A 14,757-nucleotide genomic window follows, 5' to 3' on the forward strand; every position below is an offset into this window, starting at 1 on the left:
CATAAAAAAAGCCCTTCTTTTAGAGAAGGGCTTTAAAATATGGTTAAGAAAAGGATACTATTTTATCTTGAATGCGTTCTGACCCGGATAATAAGCCACACTCCCCAATTCTTCTTCTATGCGCAACAATTGGTTGTATTTGGCCATCCTGTCCGATCTGGAAGCTGAACCGGTCTTGATCTGACCTGTATTCAAAGCAACAGCCAAATCAGCAATGGTATTATCTTCGGTTTCTCCAGATCTGTGGGACATAACTGAGGTATATCCAGCATTGTGCGCCATGTTCACAGCGGCAATGGTTTCTGTTAGGGTCCCTATTTGGTTCACCTTGATCAAAATTGAATTGGCTATACCATTTTTGATTCCTTTGGACAACCGCTCCACATTGGTAACGAAAAGGTCATCACCTACCAATTGTACTTTGTCCCCAATCTTGTCGGTTAGGTATTTCCAACCCTCCCAGTCGTTTTCATCCATTCCGTCCTCAATGGAAATGATCGGGTAATTTGCAGCCAACTCCGCCAAATAATCGGCTTGTTGTTCACTGGTCCTAACTACTCCTTTATCACCTTCAAATTTTGTGTAATCGTATTTTCCGTCCACATAGAACTCCGCTGCAGCACAATCAAGGGCAACCATTACCTCGTCGCCAAATTTGTAACCCGCTTTTTCCACGGCCAACTTGATACTGTCCAAAGCATCCTCGGTACCGTCCAATGTTGGTGCAAAACCACCCTCATCGCCCACTGCCGTGCTCAAACCTCTATCGTGCAATACCTTTTTAAGGTTGTGGAATATCTCCGTTCCCATTTGCATGGCCTGGGAAAAATCTTTTGCCTTTACGGGCATCACCATAAATTCTTGGAATGCGATCGGCGCATCGGAATGAGAACCTCCATTGATGATGTTCATCATTGGAACCGGCAATGTATTGGCACTAACTCCACCAACATATCTGTACAATGGCATACCCAATTCATTGGCCGCAGCCTTGGCTACCGCCAAAGACACTCCCAAAATGGCATTTGCCCCAAGTTTTGATTTATTTGGAGTACCGTCCAAATCGATCATGGTCTGATCAATAAGGTTTTGCTCAAATACAGACATTCCAACGATTTCTTCAAAGATGGTGGTATTGACATTTTTAACAGCTTGGGCCACTCCCTTGCCCATAAACGCCTTTCCTCCATCACGAAGCTCAACCGCTTCATGCTCACCAGTAGAAGCTCCAGATGGGACCGCAGCCCTTCCTAAAATGCCACTCTCTGTATGTACATCTACTTCTATGGTTGGGTTCCCCCTAGAATCTAAAATTTGCCTTGCATGGACGTTGATTATAATACTCATAATTATTCTTTGTTTCTGGTTATTTTACTCGTACACAAATATACAAAACAGAGCTATCAATAATTGTCTATATCTTGTGATATTCCTTGTGTTTTAAGGATTTTATCAACTATAACGATTTAGTTTGACTCCTTCTTTATCATTTCAAAAAAATCGTCGAACAGATAGCTGGCATCATGAGGTCCCGGACTGGCTTCTGGATGGTATTGGACCGAAAACACATTCTTGCCTTTCATCCTCATCCCGGCAACTGTTTTATCATTCAGGTGCACATGCGTAATTTCCAGGTCTGTATTGGCTTCGGTCTCTTCCCTATTGACAGCGAAACCGTGGTTTTGGGAAGTAATCTCACCTTTTCCAGTAGTGAGGTTCATAACTGGATGGTTGATCCCCCTATGCCCATTGTGCATTTTGTAGGTGGAAACTCCATTGGCCAGGGCAAGTACCTGATGGCCCAGACAAATTCCGAACAACGGCTTGTTGGAAGCTATCATCTTTTTTGCGGCGGCTATGGCATCCGTCAATGGTTCTGGATCCCCAGGACCATTGGAGATAAAATAGGCATCCGGATTCCAAGAACTCATTTCTTCGAAAGAACTATTGTAAGGGAAAACTTTTATATACGCATCCCTTTGGGACAGGTTTCTTAAAATATTTTTCTTTATTCCAATATCCAGTGCTGCTATTTTGTAGGTGGCGTTTTCATCCCCATAAAAATAGGGCTCCTTGGTAGATACTTTAGAAGACAGTTCAAGTCCAGCCATACTGGGTACTTTGGCCAACGCTGCCTTTAGGGTCTCTATATTGTCAACATCGGTGGTCATTACGGCATTCATGGCGCCATGATCCCTGATATAACTTACCAAGGCACGCGTATCCACATCGGAGATAGCAAACAAATTATTTTTATCCATGAAGTCCATCAGGCTCGTATCGGCACTGACCCTAGAATAATTGTAACTGAAATTTTTACAGATCAACCCGGATATTTTGATGGAATCGGACTCAACCTCTTCCACATTGGTACCATAATTTCCTATATGGGCATTTGTGGTAACCATCAATTGTCCAAAATACGAAGGATCGGTAAATATTTCCTGATAACCCGTCATACCGGTATTAAAGCAGACTTCCCCATATGCGGTCCCATCTTTATCCCCTACGGACTTTCCGTAAAAAATGGTCCCATCCGCCAACAATAACAATGCTTTCTTTTTTGTTTGATACTTCATCTGATTATACTACTTAATTATTTGACAAATAAACATAAAAAAAAGGATAAGCTTTTAGGCCTATCCTTTTCATATATCAAAAATGTAATGATATTTTATTTTTCTGATTCATCAGCTTTGTTTTCAGCATCTGCTGCTGGTGCTTTAGTCTCAGTTTCGGCAGCCGGTGCACTTTCTACTTTTTTGGATTTACCCCTTCTTGTAGATTTCTTTGCTTTAGGCTTACCTGCATTGTACAATTCGTTAAAATCTACAAGTTCGATAATTGCCATATCAGCGTTATCTCCAAGACGATTACCCAATTTGATAATCCTTGTGTATCCACCTGGTCTGTCAGCAACCTTTTCTGCAACACCACTGAACAATTCTGTTACAGCATTCTTGTCTCTAAGGTTTTTGAAAACGATACGTCTGTTGTGCGTACCTTTTTCAACTGTCTGATTGTTTTCAGCTTTGGACTTTGTGATCAAAGGCTCAACAAACTGCTTAAGGGCTTTTGCCTTGGCAACAGTTGTATTGATTCTCTTGTGCTCTATCAAAGAACAAGCCATATTAGCCAACATAGCTTTTCTATGTGCTGTCTTTCTTCCTAAATGATTAACTTTTTTTCCGTGTCTCATTACTATAACTATATGCTTCTTTCAGAATGATTCTCACCATTCATATGGGAAGTCAATTAATCCTTATCCAATTTATATTTTGACAAATCCATACCAAAACTCAACCCTTTGTTGATAACCAACTCTTCAAGTTCTGTTAGGGACTTTTTACCGAAGTTTCTAAACTTCATCAAGTCGTTCTTGTTAAAAGAAACCAAATCTCCCAATGTATCCACTTCTGCTGCTTTCAAACAATTCAAAGCACGAACGGATAAATCCATATCCACTAATTTAGTTTTCAATAACTGACGCATGTGAAGGGATTCTTCATCATAAGTTTCAGTCTGTGCAATCTCATCTGCCTCCAAAGTAATTCTCTCATCGGAGAACAACATAAAGTGATGGATAAGTACCTTAGCAGCTTCGGTCAAGGCATCCTTTGGATGAATGGATCCGTCACTGGATATTTCAAAAACTAATTTTTCGTAATCGGTCTTTTGCTCTACACGGAAGTTTTCGATACTGTATTTTACATTCTTTATCGGAGTAAAGATAGAATCTACAGCAATGCTTCCCAATGGAGCACCAGACTTCTTATTTTCCTCAGCCGGCACATAACCTCTTCCTTTTTCAATGATTATCTCCATGTTGATGCTTACCTTGGGATCCATGTTGCAGATCACCAAATCAGGATTAAGCACCTGAAAACCGGAAATAAACTTTTGAAAATCACCCGCAGTCAATTGTTCCTTGCCGCTTACTGAAATAGAAACAGTTTCACTTTCAACGTCCTCTATTTGTCTCTTAAAACGAACTTGTTTTAAGTTAAGGATGATTTCTGTAACATCTTCAACAACACCAGAAATCAATGAGAACTCATGCTCTACTTTGTCTATTCTAACAGAAGTTATAGCAAAACCTTCCAAAGATGAAAGCAATACTCTTCTTAATGCGTTCCCAACAGTCAATCCATAACCAGGTTCCAAAGGGCGGAATTCAAACTTCCCTTCAAAATCTGTAGAATCGATCATTATAACTTTATCGGGCTTCTGAAAATTAAATAATGCCATAATTGGATCAGTCTTGTTTTATTTAGAGTATAACTCCACGATTAATTGTTCCTTGATGTTTTCTGGAATCTGCAATCTTTCTGGGATAGAAACATAAGTTCCTTCCTTCTTTTCAGTATTCCATGTAATCCATTCGTAGACATTGCTACTTGCAGAAAGAGAATCCTGAATGGACTGTAAAGATTTAGATTTTTCCCTTACACCAACAACATCACCAGCTTTCAATGAATAAGATGGTATGTTTACCAACTCACCATTCACTGTAATATGTCTATGGGAAACTAATTGTCTTGCAGCTCTTCTGGAATTGGCGATGCCCATCCTGTAAACTACGTTGTCCAATCTAGACTCACAAAGTTGTAGTAATACCTCACCGGTAACTCCTTTGCTACTATTTGCTTTTGCAAAAATGTTTCTAAACTGACGCTCCAAAATACCGTAGGTGTATTTTGCTTTCTGCTTCTCCATCAACTGGATTGCATATTCAGATTTTTTTCCACGACGTCTTGCGTTACCGTGTTGTCCTGGAGGATAATTTCTTTTTTCAAAAGATTTATCATCTCCGAAAATCGCTTCACCGAATTTACGGGCGATCTTAGTTTTTGGTCCTGTATATCTTGCCATCTTCTTTAAATTGGGAAATGTGATTATGAATTAAGGCTAATCCTTCGATAATCGTAACTACACTTCCTGTGAAAACCCTTTTTGGGCCATATTAATAATTATACTCTTCTTCTCTTTGGAGGTCTACATCCGTTGTGAGGCATTGGAGTGATATCGATGATCTCTGTAACTTCAATACCTGAATTGTGGATTGAACGTATTGCAGATTCTCTACCGTTTCCTGGTCCTTTAACGTAAACCTTTGCTTTTCTCAATCCAGCTTCATGAGCAACTTTCGCACAATCTTCTGCAGCAATCTGGGCTGCATAAGGAGTGTTCTTTTTAGAACCTCTAAAGCCCATTTTACCAGCGGAAGACCAAGAAATTACGTCACCTTTTTTGTTGGTCAAAGCGATGATAATATTATTGAAAGAGGCAGTTACGTGTGCTTCACCTACTGACTCAACAATAACCTTACGTTTCTTTACTGTTTTTGTATTTGCCTTTGCCATAATACGCTACTTATTATTTAGTTGCTTTTTTCTTGTTGGCAACTGTTTTTCTTTTTCCTTTACGAGTCCTAGAGTTATTCTTTGTTCTCTGACCTCTTAATGGCAAACCAGATCTGTGACGAATACCTCTGTAACATCCGATATCCATTAAACGCTTAATGTTCAATTGGATTTCTGAACGAAGCTCTCCTTCAATTTTGAAAGAGGAAACGGCGTCACGAATACGACCGATCTCATCATCGTTCCAATCAGATACTTTAGTATCCTCACTTACTTGGGCTTTCTCTAAAATTTCTTTAGCCCTACTTCTACCAACACCAAAAATATAAGTAAGAGCGATAACTCCTCTTTTCTGTTTTGGTATATCTACACCTGCAATTCTTGCCATAATTACCCTTGTCTTTGTTTAAATCTAGGATTCTTTTTATTAATTACGTACAATCTGCCTTTTCTACGCACAATTTTGCACTCGGCACTTCTCTTTTTTATTGATGCTCTAACTTTCATCCTATTTACTTAATATCTATATGTAATTCTCGCCTTAGTCAAATCATAAGGGCTCATTTCTAATTTCACCTTATCACCTGGAAGCAACTTAATGTAATGCATACGCATCTTTCCAGAGATATGAGCCGTCACAACATGTCCGTTTTCCAGTTCCACACGGAACATGGCATTGGACAATGCCTCAATTATGCTCCCATCTTGCTCTATTGCTGCCTGTTTAGCCATAATTTAAGCTACTTTTCTATTTTTACCGGTTTTCATAAGACCATCATAATGTCTATTAAGCAAATATGAATTCACTTGTTGCACTGTATCAATAGCCACACCGACCATGATTAACAGTGATGTTCCTCCATAAAACAAGGCCCATCCGGGTTGTACATCCATTAACTTTACCACCAAGGCTGGTAAAACAGCCAGCAAAGCTAAGAAAATTGAACCGGGTAACGTAATCAAAGACATAATTTTATCAAGAAAATCACCAGTTTCTTTTCCAGGCCTGATTCCCGGTATAAAACCACCGCTCCTTTTCAGGTCATCGGCCATCTTATTGGTAGGAACAGTGATCGCTGTGTAGAAGTATGTGAACACGATGATCAAGAAAGCAAACAACAAGTTGTAAGCCAACCCGAATATATCGGCGAACTGTACTTCCATCCATTGACCCACTGCTGTATTGTTGAAGGTCTTACCCAACAATCCAGGAGCGAACATAATAGCCTGGGCAAAGATTATCGGCATAACTCCTGAAGCGTTCAACTTCAATGGAATATACTGTCTTGATCCCATGATATTCTTTTCATAACCACCAGAAGCAGTCCTTCTAGCATATTGAACCGGTATCTGCCTGGTCGCCATGACCAATAATACACTGGCAAGGATGACTAGGAACCAAAGGATGACCTCGATCAACATAAACATCAAACCTCCGTTGTTGTTGGCAGTTCTGGAGATGAATTCTTGTACAAAAGATTGTGGCAATGTAGCTATGATACCGATCATAATCAACAAGGAAATACCATTTCCAATCCCTTTGTCCGTAATTTTCTCACCCAACCACATGGCAAAAACAGTACCTGTAACCAAAATGATTACAGACGGCACAATAAAGTTCAGTCCTTTACCCAACACAAATGCACTGTCCGGAACACCCAAAGCACCCAAACTGTACAAATAAGCAGGAGCCTGAACGATACAGATACCGATGGTCAACCATCTCGTGATCTGATTGATCGTCTTCCTTCCACTTTCACCTTCTTTCTGTAGTTTCTGCAGATAAGGAATTGCTATTCCCATCAGCTGAACCACAATGGAGGCAGAAATGTAAGGCATGATTCCCAATGCAAAAACAGAAGCATTGGCAAAAGCCCCTCCTGTAAATGCGTTCAAAATACCTAAAATTCCACTTTCCGTGTTGGAAGACAACTCTGCCAACTGTGCGGTATCAATACCAGGAAGAACTATTTGGGCACCAAAACGATAAACCAAAAGCAAACCAAGGGTAACAACAATCCTTCCCTTAAGTTCATCTATCTTCCAAATATTGGATAATGTCTCAAAAAATTTCTTCATAGTGATATGCTTATAAACTTATTACCTCACCACCCGCAGCCTCAATAGCCGCTTTGGCACTGGCAGTAAATTTATGTACAGATACTTTTAGAGGGGCTTTCAATTCACCTCCACCTAAAATCTTGATCAAATCGTTTTTTCCGGCCAACCTGTTCTCAACAAGAGTTTCAATAGTAACAGTATCCTTAACGATTCCGTTATCTACCAATTCCTGAAGTTTGTTTAAGTTAACACCAGTAAAATCTTTTCTATTGATGTTGGTAAAACCAAACTTAGGCACACGACGTTGCAAAGGCATTTGACCACCTTCGAAACCAATCTTCTTGGAGTATCCAGATCTGGATTTAGCTCCTTTGTGTCCTCTTGTGGCAGTACCACCTTTTCCAGACCCTTGACCTCTACCAACAGTTTTCCCCTCTTTGTGAGTAGATCCCTCTGCCGGTTTTAAATTGTTTAAATTCATAACACCTTATTGTTTTAAGCTTCTTCAGTAGAAACTAAGTGTTCAACTTTATTTATCATACCAAGAATATTAGGCGTTGCTTCATGCTCTACTACCTGGCCTAATTTTCGTAATCCAAGCGCCTCCAAAGTCCTTTTCTGGTTCTGTGGCTTTTTGATACTACTCTTTACTTGCTTAACTTTAATCTTTGCCATAATATCCTTGATTTATCCTTTAAAAACTTTTTCCAAAGAAACTCCTCTTTGAGTTGCAACGGTCTTTGCATCCCTAAGTTGCAACAAAGCATCAAAAGTAGCTTTTACAACGTTGTGCGGGTTAGAAGAACCTTGTGACTTGGAAAGTACATCATGTACCCCTACAGCCTCCAATACGGCTCTTACAGCTCCACCAGCAATAACTCCGGTACCATGGGAAGCAGGCTGTATATAAACACGTGCTCCACCAAATTTACCTTTTTGCTCATGAGGCAAAGTTCCCTTGTTTAAAGGAATTCGTATTAAATTTTTCTTTGCATCTTCGATTGCTTTGGCAATTGCAGTGGCAACTTCTTTGGATTTCCCCAAACCGTGACCAACAACACCATTTTCATCTCCAACAACAACTATTGCAGAGAAACCGAATGCTCTACCACCTTTAGTAACTTTCGTTACCCTTTGAACACCTACCAAACGATCTTTTAATTCTAGACCTCCTGGCTTAACGGTTTCTGCGTTTTTATATTTTTGAAACATAATATATTAGAATTTTAGTCCGGCTTCCCTAGCTCCTTCAGCCAATGATTTTACTCTACCGTGGTACAAGTTACCACCTCTATCAAAAGCTACAGTTTCAATTCCTATCTTCTGCGCTTTTTCAGCAATAGTCTTACCAACAAGGGTAGCTATTTCCGATTTAGTTCCTTTTGAAGAGCTAAGGTCTTTATCTCTAGATGATGCAGCAGCTAAACTAACTCCTTTAGTATCGTCTATCAATTGAACATAAATTTCCTTATTGCTCCTAAAAACAGACAACCTCGGCCTTGTGGACGTTCCAAAGGAAACCTTTCTAATTCTTCTCCTAATGCGTTGTCTTCTCTCAGTTTTCGATAATCCCATAATGCTAATTATTAAGCTGACTTACCAGCTTTTCTTCTTAATTGTTCACCAACAAACTTGATTCCTTTTCCTTTGTAAGGCTCTGGCTTACGGAAACCTCTGATCTTGGCAGCAATCTGTCCTACCAATTGTTTATCAAAAGACGTTAATTTTATGATTGGGTTCTTTCCTTTTTCAGAAATAGTCTCCAACTTAACCTCTTCGGCCAAATCCATAACTATGTTGTGTGAAAAGCCCAATGCCAAATCTAACTTCTGTCCTTGATTGCTTGCACGGTATCCTACACCTACCAGTTCCAATTCCTTGGTCCATCCTGTAGATACGCCTTTAACCATATTCAAAACAAGGGCTCTGTAAAGACCATGCTTAGCTTTGTGTTCTTTTGAATCAGAAGGCCTGGTTACCCATACCTTACCGTCTTCTATCTTTATTGCTACCGCAGAAAATTCCTGGGTAAGTTCACCTAATTTACCTTTTACAGTAATGATGTTCTCCTTTACCTCTATGGAAACTCCCTCCGGGATCGCTATTGGATTATTACCTATTCTAGACATTATTCTAACTCTTTATAGTATTAATAAACGTAACACAAAACCTCTCCACCAACTTTCTCCAACTTGGCTTGCTTACTGGTCATTACTCCATGGGAAGTAGATACAATCGCAATTCCCAAACCATTCAATACTCTAGGAAGATCTGTAGTACCCGCATACTTACGTAGACCAGGCTTACTTACACGCTGTAATTTTTTAATGACAGGCTCTTTTGAAACCTTATCGTATTTCAAAGCTATCTTGATATTGCCCTGAACGGCGTTATCTTCGAATTTGTAGCTTAAAATGTACCCTTGATCAAACAAGATCTTGGTCATTTCTTTTTTCAAATTAGAAGCAGGGATTTCAACTACCCTGTGACCAGCTCTACTGGCATTTCTAATTCTTGTCAAATAATCCGAAATTGGATCTGTAAACATAATTATCTATTTGCGGTAACGGTTTTCAGCACTATTGCTAAACCTGAGACCAGTTTATACTCTAAATTTTTTACCAACTAGCTTTCTTAACGCCAGGAATCAAACCGTTGTTTGCCATTTCCCTGAACAAAACTCTAGAAACACCAAAGGTTCTCATGTAACCTCTTGGTCTACCAGTCAACTTACATCTGTTATGCATACGAACAGGAGAAGCATTTCTTGGTAATTTCTGTAGCGCTTCGTAGTCACCAGCTTCTTTCAAAGCTTTTCTCTTTTCTGCGTATTTTGCTACAGTTTTTGCTCTCTTGACTTCGCGGGCCTTCATTGATTCTTTAGCCATACTAATTCTTTTTAAAAGGTAGTCCTAATTCAGTTAATAATGATTTTGCTTCCTTATCGGTATTAGCCGTGGTCACAAAAGTGATATCCATACCATTGATTCTATTGATCTTGTCAATGTTCATCTCCGGGAAGATAATCTGCTCAGTGATACCCAAGTTGTAATTGCCCCTACCGTCAAAACCGGTAGCTTTAATTCCTTGGAAATCCCTTACACGTGGTAAAGCACTAGTGATCAACCTGTCCAAAAATTCGTACATTCTTTCTCCACGCAAGGTAACTTTTGCACCAATTGGCATACCCTTACGCAATTTGAAAGCTGCAACATCCTTCTTAGAGATAGTTGATACCGCTTTTTGACCGGTAATAGCTGTAAGTTCATCAACAGCATGGTCAATTAATTTTTTATCCGCCACAGCTGCTCCAACACCCCTGCTAAGAACTATCTTTTCCAGCTTAGGAACCTGCATTACATTTTTGTAACCAAATTCTTCCTGAAGCGCTTTCATGACGCGCTCTTTGTACTCTTGTTTTAATCTTGGAATGTAAGCCATAACTAAATTACTTCATTAGATTTCTTGGAAAACCTTACTTTCTTGCCATCCCTTTCTTCAAATCCTACTCGTGTTGCATCGCCCGATTTTGGATCGATCAAAGATAGGTTGGAAATATGAACGGGAGCCTCTTTCTTTACTATTCCTCCCTGAGGATTCTTAGCGCTCGGTTTCTCATGTTTGGATACCATATTGGCACCTTCTACAATCGCTTTATTTTTTTCACGGTCAACACTGACAACCTTGCCCTCGGTACCTTTATGGTCCCCAGCAATGATTCTTACAGTGTCTCCAGCTTTTATTTTAAGTTTCATCATCTTACTGTATATATTAAAGCACCTCTGGAGCTAATGATACAATCTTCATGAATTGTTTATCACGAAGCTCTCTTGCCACGGGACCAAATACACGTGTACCTCTCATTTCTCCCGTAGGATTCAATAAAACACAGGCATTGTCATCAAAACGAATGTATGAACCATCCTGTCTTCTAACTTCTTTTGTAGTCCTTACAACAACCGCAGTAGAAACTGCACCTTTCTTGATAGTACCATTTGGTGCGGCTTCCTTAACCGTAACCACTATTTTGTCACCTACTGAAGCATACCTTCTTTTTGTACCACCCAAAACACGAATGGTCAATACTTCTTTTGCTCCTGTATTATCGGCTACCTTTAGTCTAGATTCTTGCTGTAACATAATTATTTAGCTCTTTCAATGATTTCAACTAATCTCCAACACTTGGTCTTACTCAATGGACGGGTCTCCATGATCTTCACAGTATCCCCAACATTGCAGTCGTTCTTCTCGTCGTGCGCAACATATTTCTTAGTCTTTAACACGAACTTTCCGTACATAGGGTGCTTTACACGTTTAACTTCGGAAACCACAATTGATTTCTCCATTTTATCGCTTGTTACAACGCCTATTCTTTCTTTTCTTAAATTTCTATTTTCCATAAAGCAGAACCAATTATTGTAATTCCCTTTTTGTTAACTCTGTCGCAATTCTTGCCACTGTTCTTCTCACTTTTCTTATCTGAAGAGGATTTTCCAATGGAGTAACAAAATGGGCCATTTTTAAATCCGCATGTTGTTTTTTGTACTCAGCTAGTTTTTCCTTCAACCCTTCTACTGATAATTCCTTTATTTCCGATTGTTTCATGATTTCTTGAAATTAAAATTAAGCTGAATAATCTCTAGCAACAACAAACTTAGTCTTAACAGGTAGTTTTTGTGCCGCCAAGCGCATAGCTTCTTTAGCAATGTCTATAGACACTCCACCTACCTCAAACATAATTCTTCCTGGTTTTACAACGGCAACCCAGTACTCAACTGCACCTTTACCTTTACCCATACGTACCTCTAGAGGCTTCTTCGTAATAGGCTTGTCCGGGAATATTTTGATCCATAACTGACCTTCTCTCTTCATGTACCTTGTAGCTGCAATACGCGCCGCTTCAATTTGACGTGAAGTAATAAAATCAGAATCCAAGGATTTTATACCAAACATACCGTTAGAAAGTTGGTGACCTCTTCCCGAGATCCCTTTCATGCGACCCTTCTGCGCTTTACGATATTTGGTTCTTTTTGGCTGTAACATTTCTTTCTTTCTTTAAAAAATTACTTTCTACGACGTGGTTTCTTTCCTCCTTCTGGTTTTCCACCTTTGCCTGGGGTTTGTCCTTTAGACATACCTACCAAAGGAGAAAGCTCTCTCTTACCATAAACCTCACCCTTCATGATCCACACTTTAATACCCAATCTTCCATAGGTTGTATGTGCCTCATGTAATGCATAGTCTATATCAGCTCTAAAAGTAGACAATGGAATTCTACCATCTTTGTAAGATTCTGAACGCGCCATTTCTGCACCGTTCAAACGACCTGATATCTGTATTTTGATACCTTCAGCGTTCATCCTCATGGCAGCTGCGATAGCCATTTTTATAGCTCTTCTGAAAGAAATTCTACTTTCAATCTGACGAGCAACACTTGCAGCAACCAAATTGGCATCCAACTCTGGTCTCTTGATCTCAAAGATGTTTATCTGAACCTCTTTGTCCGTAATTTTCTTAAGCTCTTCTTTCAACTTATCTACTTCCTGACCACCTTTTCCGATAATGATACCAGGTCTAGCAGTGGTGATGGTTATAGTTACAAGTTTAAGAGTACGCTCAATAATAACCCTAGAAACACTAGCTTTCGCCAAACGTGCATGAACATATTTTCTTATCTTATCGTCTTCGGCCAACTTATCTCCGTAGTCGTTTCCACCGTACCAGTTAGATTCCCATCCTCTGATAATACCTAGACGATTCCCGATTGGATTTGTTTTCTGTCCCATACTAAATGCTCTAGCTTTGTGTGTTATTGTTAGACTCCAATACCATTGTTACGTGGTTGGAACGTTTTCTAATTCGATGCGCTCTTCCTTGTGGTGCAGGTCTAAGTCTTTTCAACATACTTCCTCCATCAACTCTTACCTCCTTAATAATAAGGTCAGCATCTTCTATACTCGCCTCTTCGTTCTTGGCTTGCCAGTTTGCAATTGCAGATAGCAATAATGTCTCCAATCTCTTAGAAGCTTCCTTCTGGTTGAACTTTAATATAGCTAGAGCTTTTTCAACTTGAACTCCCCTTACCAAATCAGCTACCAAACGCATCTTCCTTGGCGATGTAGGGCAATTGTTCAATTTCGCAAATGCAACTTGCTTTTTCTCTGCCTTAATTCTTTCGGCCATTTGTCTTTTTCGAACTCCCATAGCTTACTTTTTACCTTTATTCTTAGTACCACCGTGACCTCTAAAAGATCTTGTCGGTGAAAATTCTCCCAATTTGTGACCAACCATGTTCTCAGTTACAAAAACAGGAACAAATTGCTTCCCATTGTGAACTGCTACGGTTTGACCAACGAAATCCGGTGTTATCATTGAAGCTCTAGACCAAGTCTTGATAACAGACTTCTTTCCAGAAGCAACATTATCTTGGATCTTCTTGTCTAAACTATAGTGAACGTAAGGTCCTTTCTTTAGTGAACGTGCCATTTCTTTCTACTTTTTATTTCTTTCTACGTTCTATTATATACTTATTGGTACTCTTGGTTTTAGAACGAGTTCTATATCCTTTTGCTGGAATACCATTTCTAGATCTTGGGTGACCTCCTGAAGCTCTACCTTCACCACCACCCATTGGGTGATCGACAGGGTTCATCGCTACCGGTCTAGTTCTTGGTCTTCTACCCAACCATCTACTTCTACCAGCCTTACCTGATACCAATAACTGGTGATCAGAGTTGGACACGGCACCAACAGTAGCCAAACAATCGGCAAGAATCAATCTTGACTCCCCAGAAGGCAATTTAACAGTAACAAACTTACCGTCTTTCGCCATCAACTGAGCAAATGTTCCTGCAGACCTAGCCATAACAGCTCCTTGACCTGGACGTAATTCTATACAAGAAATAATAGTACCTAAAGGAATAGCCTTCAAAGGAAGTGTGTTTCCAATTTCTGGAGCCACATCGCTACCTGAAGCAACTTCTTGACCTACTTGCAACCCGTTTTGGGCAACCACATACCTTTTTTCACCATCTGCATAATTCAACAATGCGATAAAGGCTGTTCTGTTAGGATCGTACTGAATAGAATCAACGGTAGCAACAACTCCTTGTTTCTCCCTTTTGAAATCGATCACACGATACCTTCTCTTATGACCTCCACCTTTCTGGCGCATGGTCATTTTTCCTTGACTGTTTCTACCTCCGGACTTTTTTAACGGAGCGAGCAAGCTCTTCTCCGGCTTATCAGTAGTAATGGCGTCAAACCCATTTACTACTCTAAATCGCTGTCCTGGAGTGATTGGTTTTAATTTTCTAACTGACATTTTTTGTCT

The 14,757-nt window shown here is 39.7% G+C and carries 27 protein-coding genes; all 27 read right to left on the reverse strand.

Going from position 1 to position 14,757, the window contains the following annotated elements; genetic code table 11:
• Window positions 1–57 precede the first annotated feature (57 nt).
• The 27 genes from eno to rplB all read right to left on the reverse strand — a co-directional run bounded on the left by eno (window position 58) and on the right by rplB (window position 14,748).
• On the reverse strand, window positions 58–1,347 hold the full coding sequence (gene eno / locus WAA86_RS09430) for a phosphopyruvate hydratase (protein WP_337300755.1): 1,290 nt from the start codon (window positions 1,345–1,347) through the stop codon (window positions 58–60).
• 119 nt (window positions 1,348–1,466) lie between these two features.
• A complete protein-coding gene (gene carA / locus WAA86_RS09435) occupies window positions 1,467–2,579 on the reverse strand; it encodes a glutamine-hydrolyzing carbamoyl-phosphate synthase small subunit (protein WP_337300756.1) in 1,113 nt (370 codons plus the stop codon).
• Window positions 2,580–2,674: 95 nt separating this feature from the next.
• The gene (gene rplQ, locus WAA86_RS09440) at window positions 2,675–3,199 is read right to left on the reverse strand and encodes a 50S ribosomal protein L17 (protein ID WP_337300757.1); all 525 of its coding nucleotides are present in this window, start codon (window positions 3,197–3,199) and stop codon (window positions 2,675–2,677) included.
• A gap of 56 nt (window positions 3,200–3,255) precedes the next feature.
• On the reverse strand, window positions 3,256–4,248 hold the full coding sequence (locus WAA86_RS09445) for a DNA-directed RNA polymerase subunit alpha (protein ID WP_337300758.1): 993 nt from the start codon (window positions 4,246–4,248) through the stop codon (window positions 3,256–3,258).
• 18 nt (window positions 4,249–4,266) lie between these two features.
• A complete protein-coding gene (gene rpsD / locus WAA86_RS09450; protein WP_337300759.1) occupies window positions 4,267–4,872 on the reverse strand; it encodes a 30S ribosomal protein S4 in 606 nt (201 codons plus the stop codon).
• A 98-nt stretch (window positions 4,873–4,970) separates the two neighbouring features.
• The gene (gene rpsK / locus WAA86_RS09455) at window positions 4,971–5,363 is read right to left on the reverse strand and encodes a 30S ribosomal protein S11 (RefSeq protein WP_337300760.1); all 393 of its coding nucleotides are present in this window, start codon (window positions 5,361–5,363) and stop codon (window positions 4,971–4,973) included.
• A gap of 13 nt (window positions 5,364–5,376) precedes the next feature.
• Window positions 5,377–5,751: a 30S ribosomal protein S13 gene (gene rpsM, locus WAA86_RS09460; protein ID WP_337300761.1), complete on the reverse strand. Its 375-nt coding sequence runs from the start codon at window positions 5,749–5,751 to the stop codon at window positions 5,377–5,379.
• 2 nt (window positions 5,752–5,753) lie between these two features.
• Window positions 5,754–5,870, reverse strand: coding sequence for a type B 50S ribosomal protein L36 (gene ykgO, locus WAA86_RS09465; RefSeq protein WP_013621733.1), 117 nt, complete (start codon window positions 5,868–5,870; stop codon window positions 5,754–5,756).
• Window positions 5,871–5,879: 9 nt separating this feature from the next.
• Window positions 5,880–6,095 carry a translation initiation factor IF-1 gene (infA, locus tag WAA86_RS09470; protein WP_013305172.1) on the reverse strand — a complete coding sequence of 72 codons (216 nt, stop codon included), beginning with the start codon at window positions 6,093–6,095 and terminating at the stop codon, window positions 5,880–5,882.
• Between the two features lie 3 nt (window positions 6,096–6,098).
• A complete protein-coding gene (gene secY / locus WAA86_RS09475; RefSeq protein ID WP_337300762.1) occupies window positions 6,099–7,442 on the reverse strand; it encodes a preprotein translocase subunit SecY in 1,344 nt (447 codons plus the stop codon).
• A gap of 10 nt (window positions 7,443–7,452) precedes the next feature.
• Window positions 7,453–7,905: a 50S ribosomal protein L15 gene (rplO, locus tag WAA86_RS09480; protein WP_337300763.1), complete on the reverse strand. Its 453-nt coding sequence runs from the start codon at window positions 7,903–7,905 to the stop codon at window positions 7,453–7,455.
• A 14-nt stretch (window positions 7,906–7,919) separates the two neighbouring features.
• A complete protein-coding gene (gene rpmD / locus WAA86_RS09485; RefSeq protein ID WP_062055736.1) occupies window positions 7,920–8,099 on the reverse strand; it encodes a 50S ribosomal protein L30 in 180 nt (59 codons plus the stop codon).
• A 12-nt stretch (window positions 8,100–8,111) separates the two neighbouring features.
• A complete protein-coding gene (gene rpsE / locus WAA86_RS09490; protein WP_337300764.1) occupies window positions 8,112–8,636 on the reverse strand; it encodes a 30S ribosomal protein S5 in 525 nt (174 codons plus the stop codon).
• Between the two features lie 6 nt (window positions 8,637–8,642).
• Window positions 8,643–8,999, reverse strand: coding sequence for a 50S ribosomal protein L18 (gene rplR / locus WAA86_RS09495; protein ID WP_337300765.1), 357 nt, complete (start codon window positions 8,997–8,999; stop codon window positions 8,643–8,645).
• 11 nt (window positions 9,000–9,010) lie between these two features.
• Entirely contained in the window at window positions 9,011–9,553 is a 543-nt protein-coding gene (rplF, locus tag WAA86_RS09500) for a 50S ribosomal protein L6 (protein WP_337300766.1), read from the reverse strand.
• Window positions 9,554–9,573: 20 nt separating this feature from the next.
• Window positions 9,574–9,972, reverse strand: a complete 399-nt coding sequence (gene rpsH, locus WAA86_RS09505) for a 30S ribosomal protein S8 (protein WP_337300767.1) — start codon at window positions 9,970–9,972, stop codon at window positions 9,574–9,576.
• A 70-nt stretch (window positions 9,973–10,042) separates the two neighbouring features.
• On the reverse strand, window positions 10,043–10,312 hold the full coding sequence (gene rpsN / locus WAA86_RS09510) for a 30S ribosomal protein S14 (protein WP_337300768.1): 270 nt from the start codon (window positions 10,310–10,312) through the stop codon (window positions 10,043–10,045).
• 1 nt (window position 10,313) lies between these two features.
• Complete coding sequence (gene rplE / locus WAA86_RS09515; protein WP_337300769.1) at window positions 10,314–10,865, reverse strand: 50S ribosomal protein L5; 552 nt, start codon at window positions 10,863–10,865, stop codon at window positions 10,314–10,316.
• A gap of 2 nt (window positions 10,866–10,867) precedes the next feature.
• A complete protein-coding gene (gene rplX / locus WAA86_RS09520; protein ID WP_337300770.1) occupies window positions 10,868–11,182 on the reverse strand; it encodes a 50S ribosomal protein L24 in 315 nt (104 codons plus the stop codon).
• A gap of 13 nt (window positions 11,183–11,195) precedes the next feature.
• The gene (rplN, locus tag WAA86_RS09525; RefSeq protein ID WP_062055750.1) at window positions 11,196–11,564 is read right to left on the reverse strand and encodes a 50S ribosomal protein L14; all 369 of its coding nucleotides are present in this window, start codon (window positions 11,562–11,564) and stop codon (window positions 11,196–11,198) included.
• A 2-nt stretch (window positions 11,565–11,566) separates the two neighbouring features.
• On the reverse strand, window positions 11,567–11,824 hold the full coding sequence (gene rpsQ / locus WAA86_RS09530; protein WP_337300771.1) for a 30S ribosomal protein S17: 258 nt from the start codon (window positions 11,822–11,824) through the stop codon (window positions 11,567–11,569).
• Window positions 11,825–11,837: 13 nt separating this feature from the next.
• Window positions 11,838–12,029, reverse strand: coding sequence for a 50S ribosomal protein L29 (rpmC, locus tag WAA86_RS09535; protein ID WP_062055754.1), 192 nt, complete (start codon window positions 12,027–12,029; stop codon window positions 11,838–11,840).
• An 18-nt stretch (window positions 12,030–12,047) separates the two neighbouring features.
• Window positions 12,048–12,467 carry a 50S ribosomal protein L16 gene (gene rplP / locus WAA86_RS09540; protein WP_337300772.1) on the reverse strand — a complete coding sequence of 140 codons (420 nt, stop codon included), beginning with the start codon at window positions 12,465–12,467 and terminating at the stop codon, window positions 12,048–12,050.
• 20 nt (window positions 12,468–12,487) lie between these two features.
• Window positions 12,488–13,210, reverse strand: a complete 723-nt coding sequence (gene rpsC / locus WAA86_RS09545; RefSeq protein ID WP_337300773.1) for a 30S ribosomal protein S3 — start codon at window positions 13,208–13,210, stop codon at window positions 12,488–12,490.
• A 10-nt stretch (window positions 13,211–13,220) separates the two neighbouring features.
• Complete coding sequence (gene rplV, locus WAA86_RS09550; RefSeq protein ID WP_337300774.1) at window positions 13,221–13,628, reverse strand: 50S ribosomal protein L22; 408 nt, start codon at window positions 13,626–13,628, stop codon at window positions 13,221–13,223.
• 3 nt (window positions 13,629–13,631) lie between these two features.
• Window positions 13,632–13,910 carry a 30S ribosomal protein S19 gene (gene rpsS, locus WAA86_RS09555; RefSeq protein ID WP_337300775.1) on the reverse strand — a complete coding sequence of 93 codons (279 nt, stop codon included), beginning with the start codon at window positions 13,908–13,910 and terminating at the stop codon, window positions 13,632–13,634.
• Window positions 13,911–13,923: 13 nt separating this feature from the next.
• A complete protein-coding gene (gene rplB / locus WAA86_RS09560) occupies window positions 13,924–14,748 on the reverse strand; it encodes a 50S ribosomal protein L2 (protein ID WP_337300776.1) in 825 nt (274 codons plus the stop codon).
• Window positions 14,749–14,757: the final 9 nt, after the last annotated feature.

The sequence above is a fragment of the Sediminicola sp. 1XM1-17 genome (assembly GCF_037203765.1).
In the GTDB taxonomy this organism is placed as follows: domain Bacteria; phylum Bacteroidota; class Bacteroidia; order Flavobacteriales; family Flavobacteriaceae; genus Sediminicola.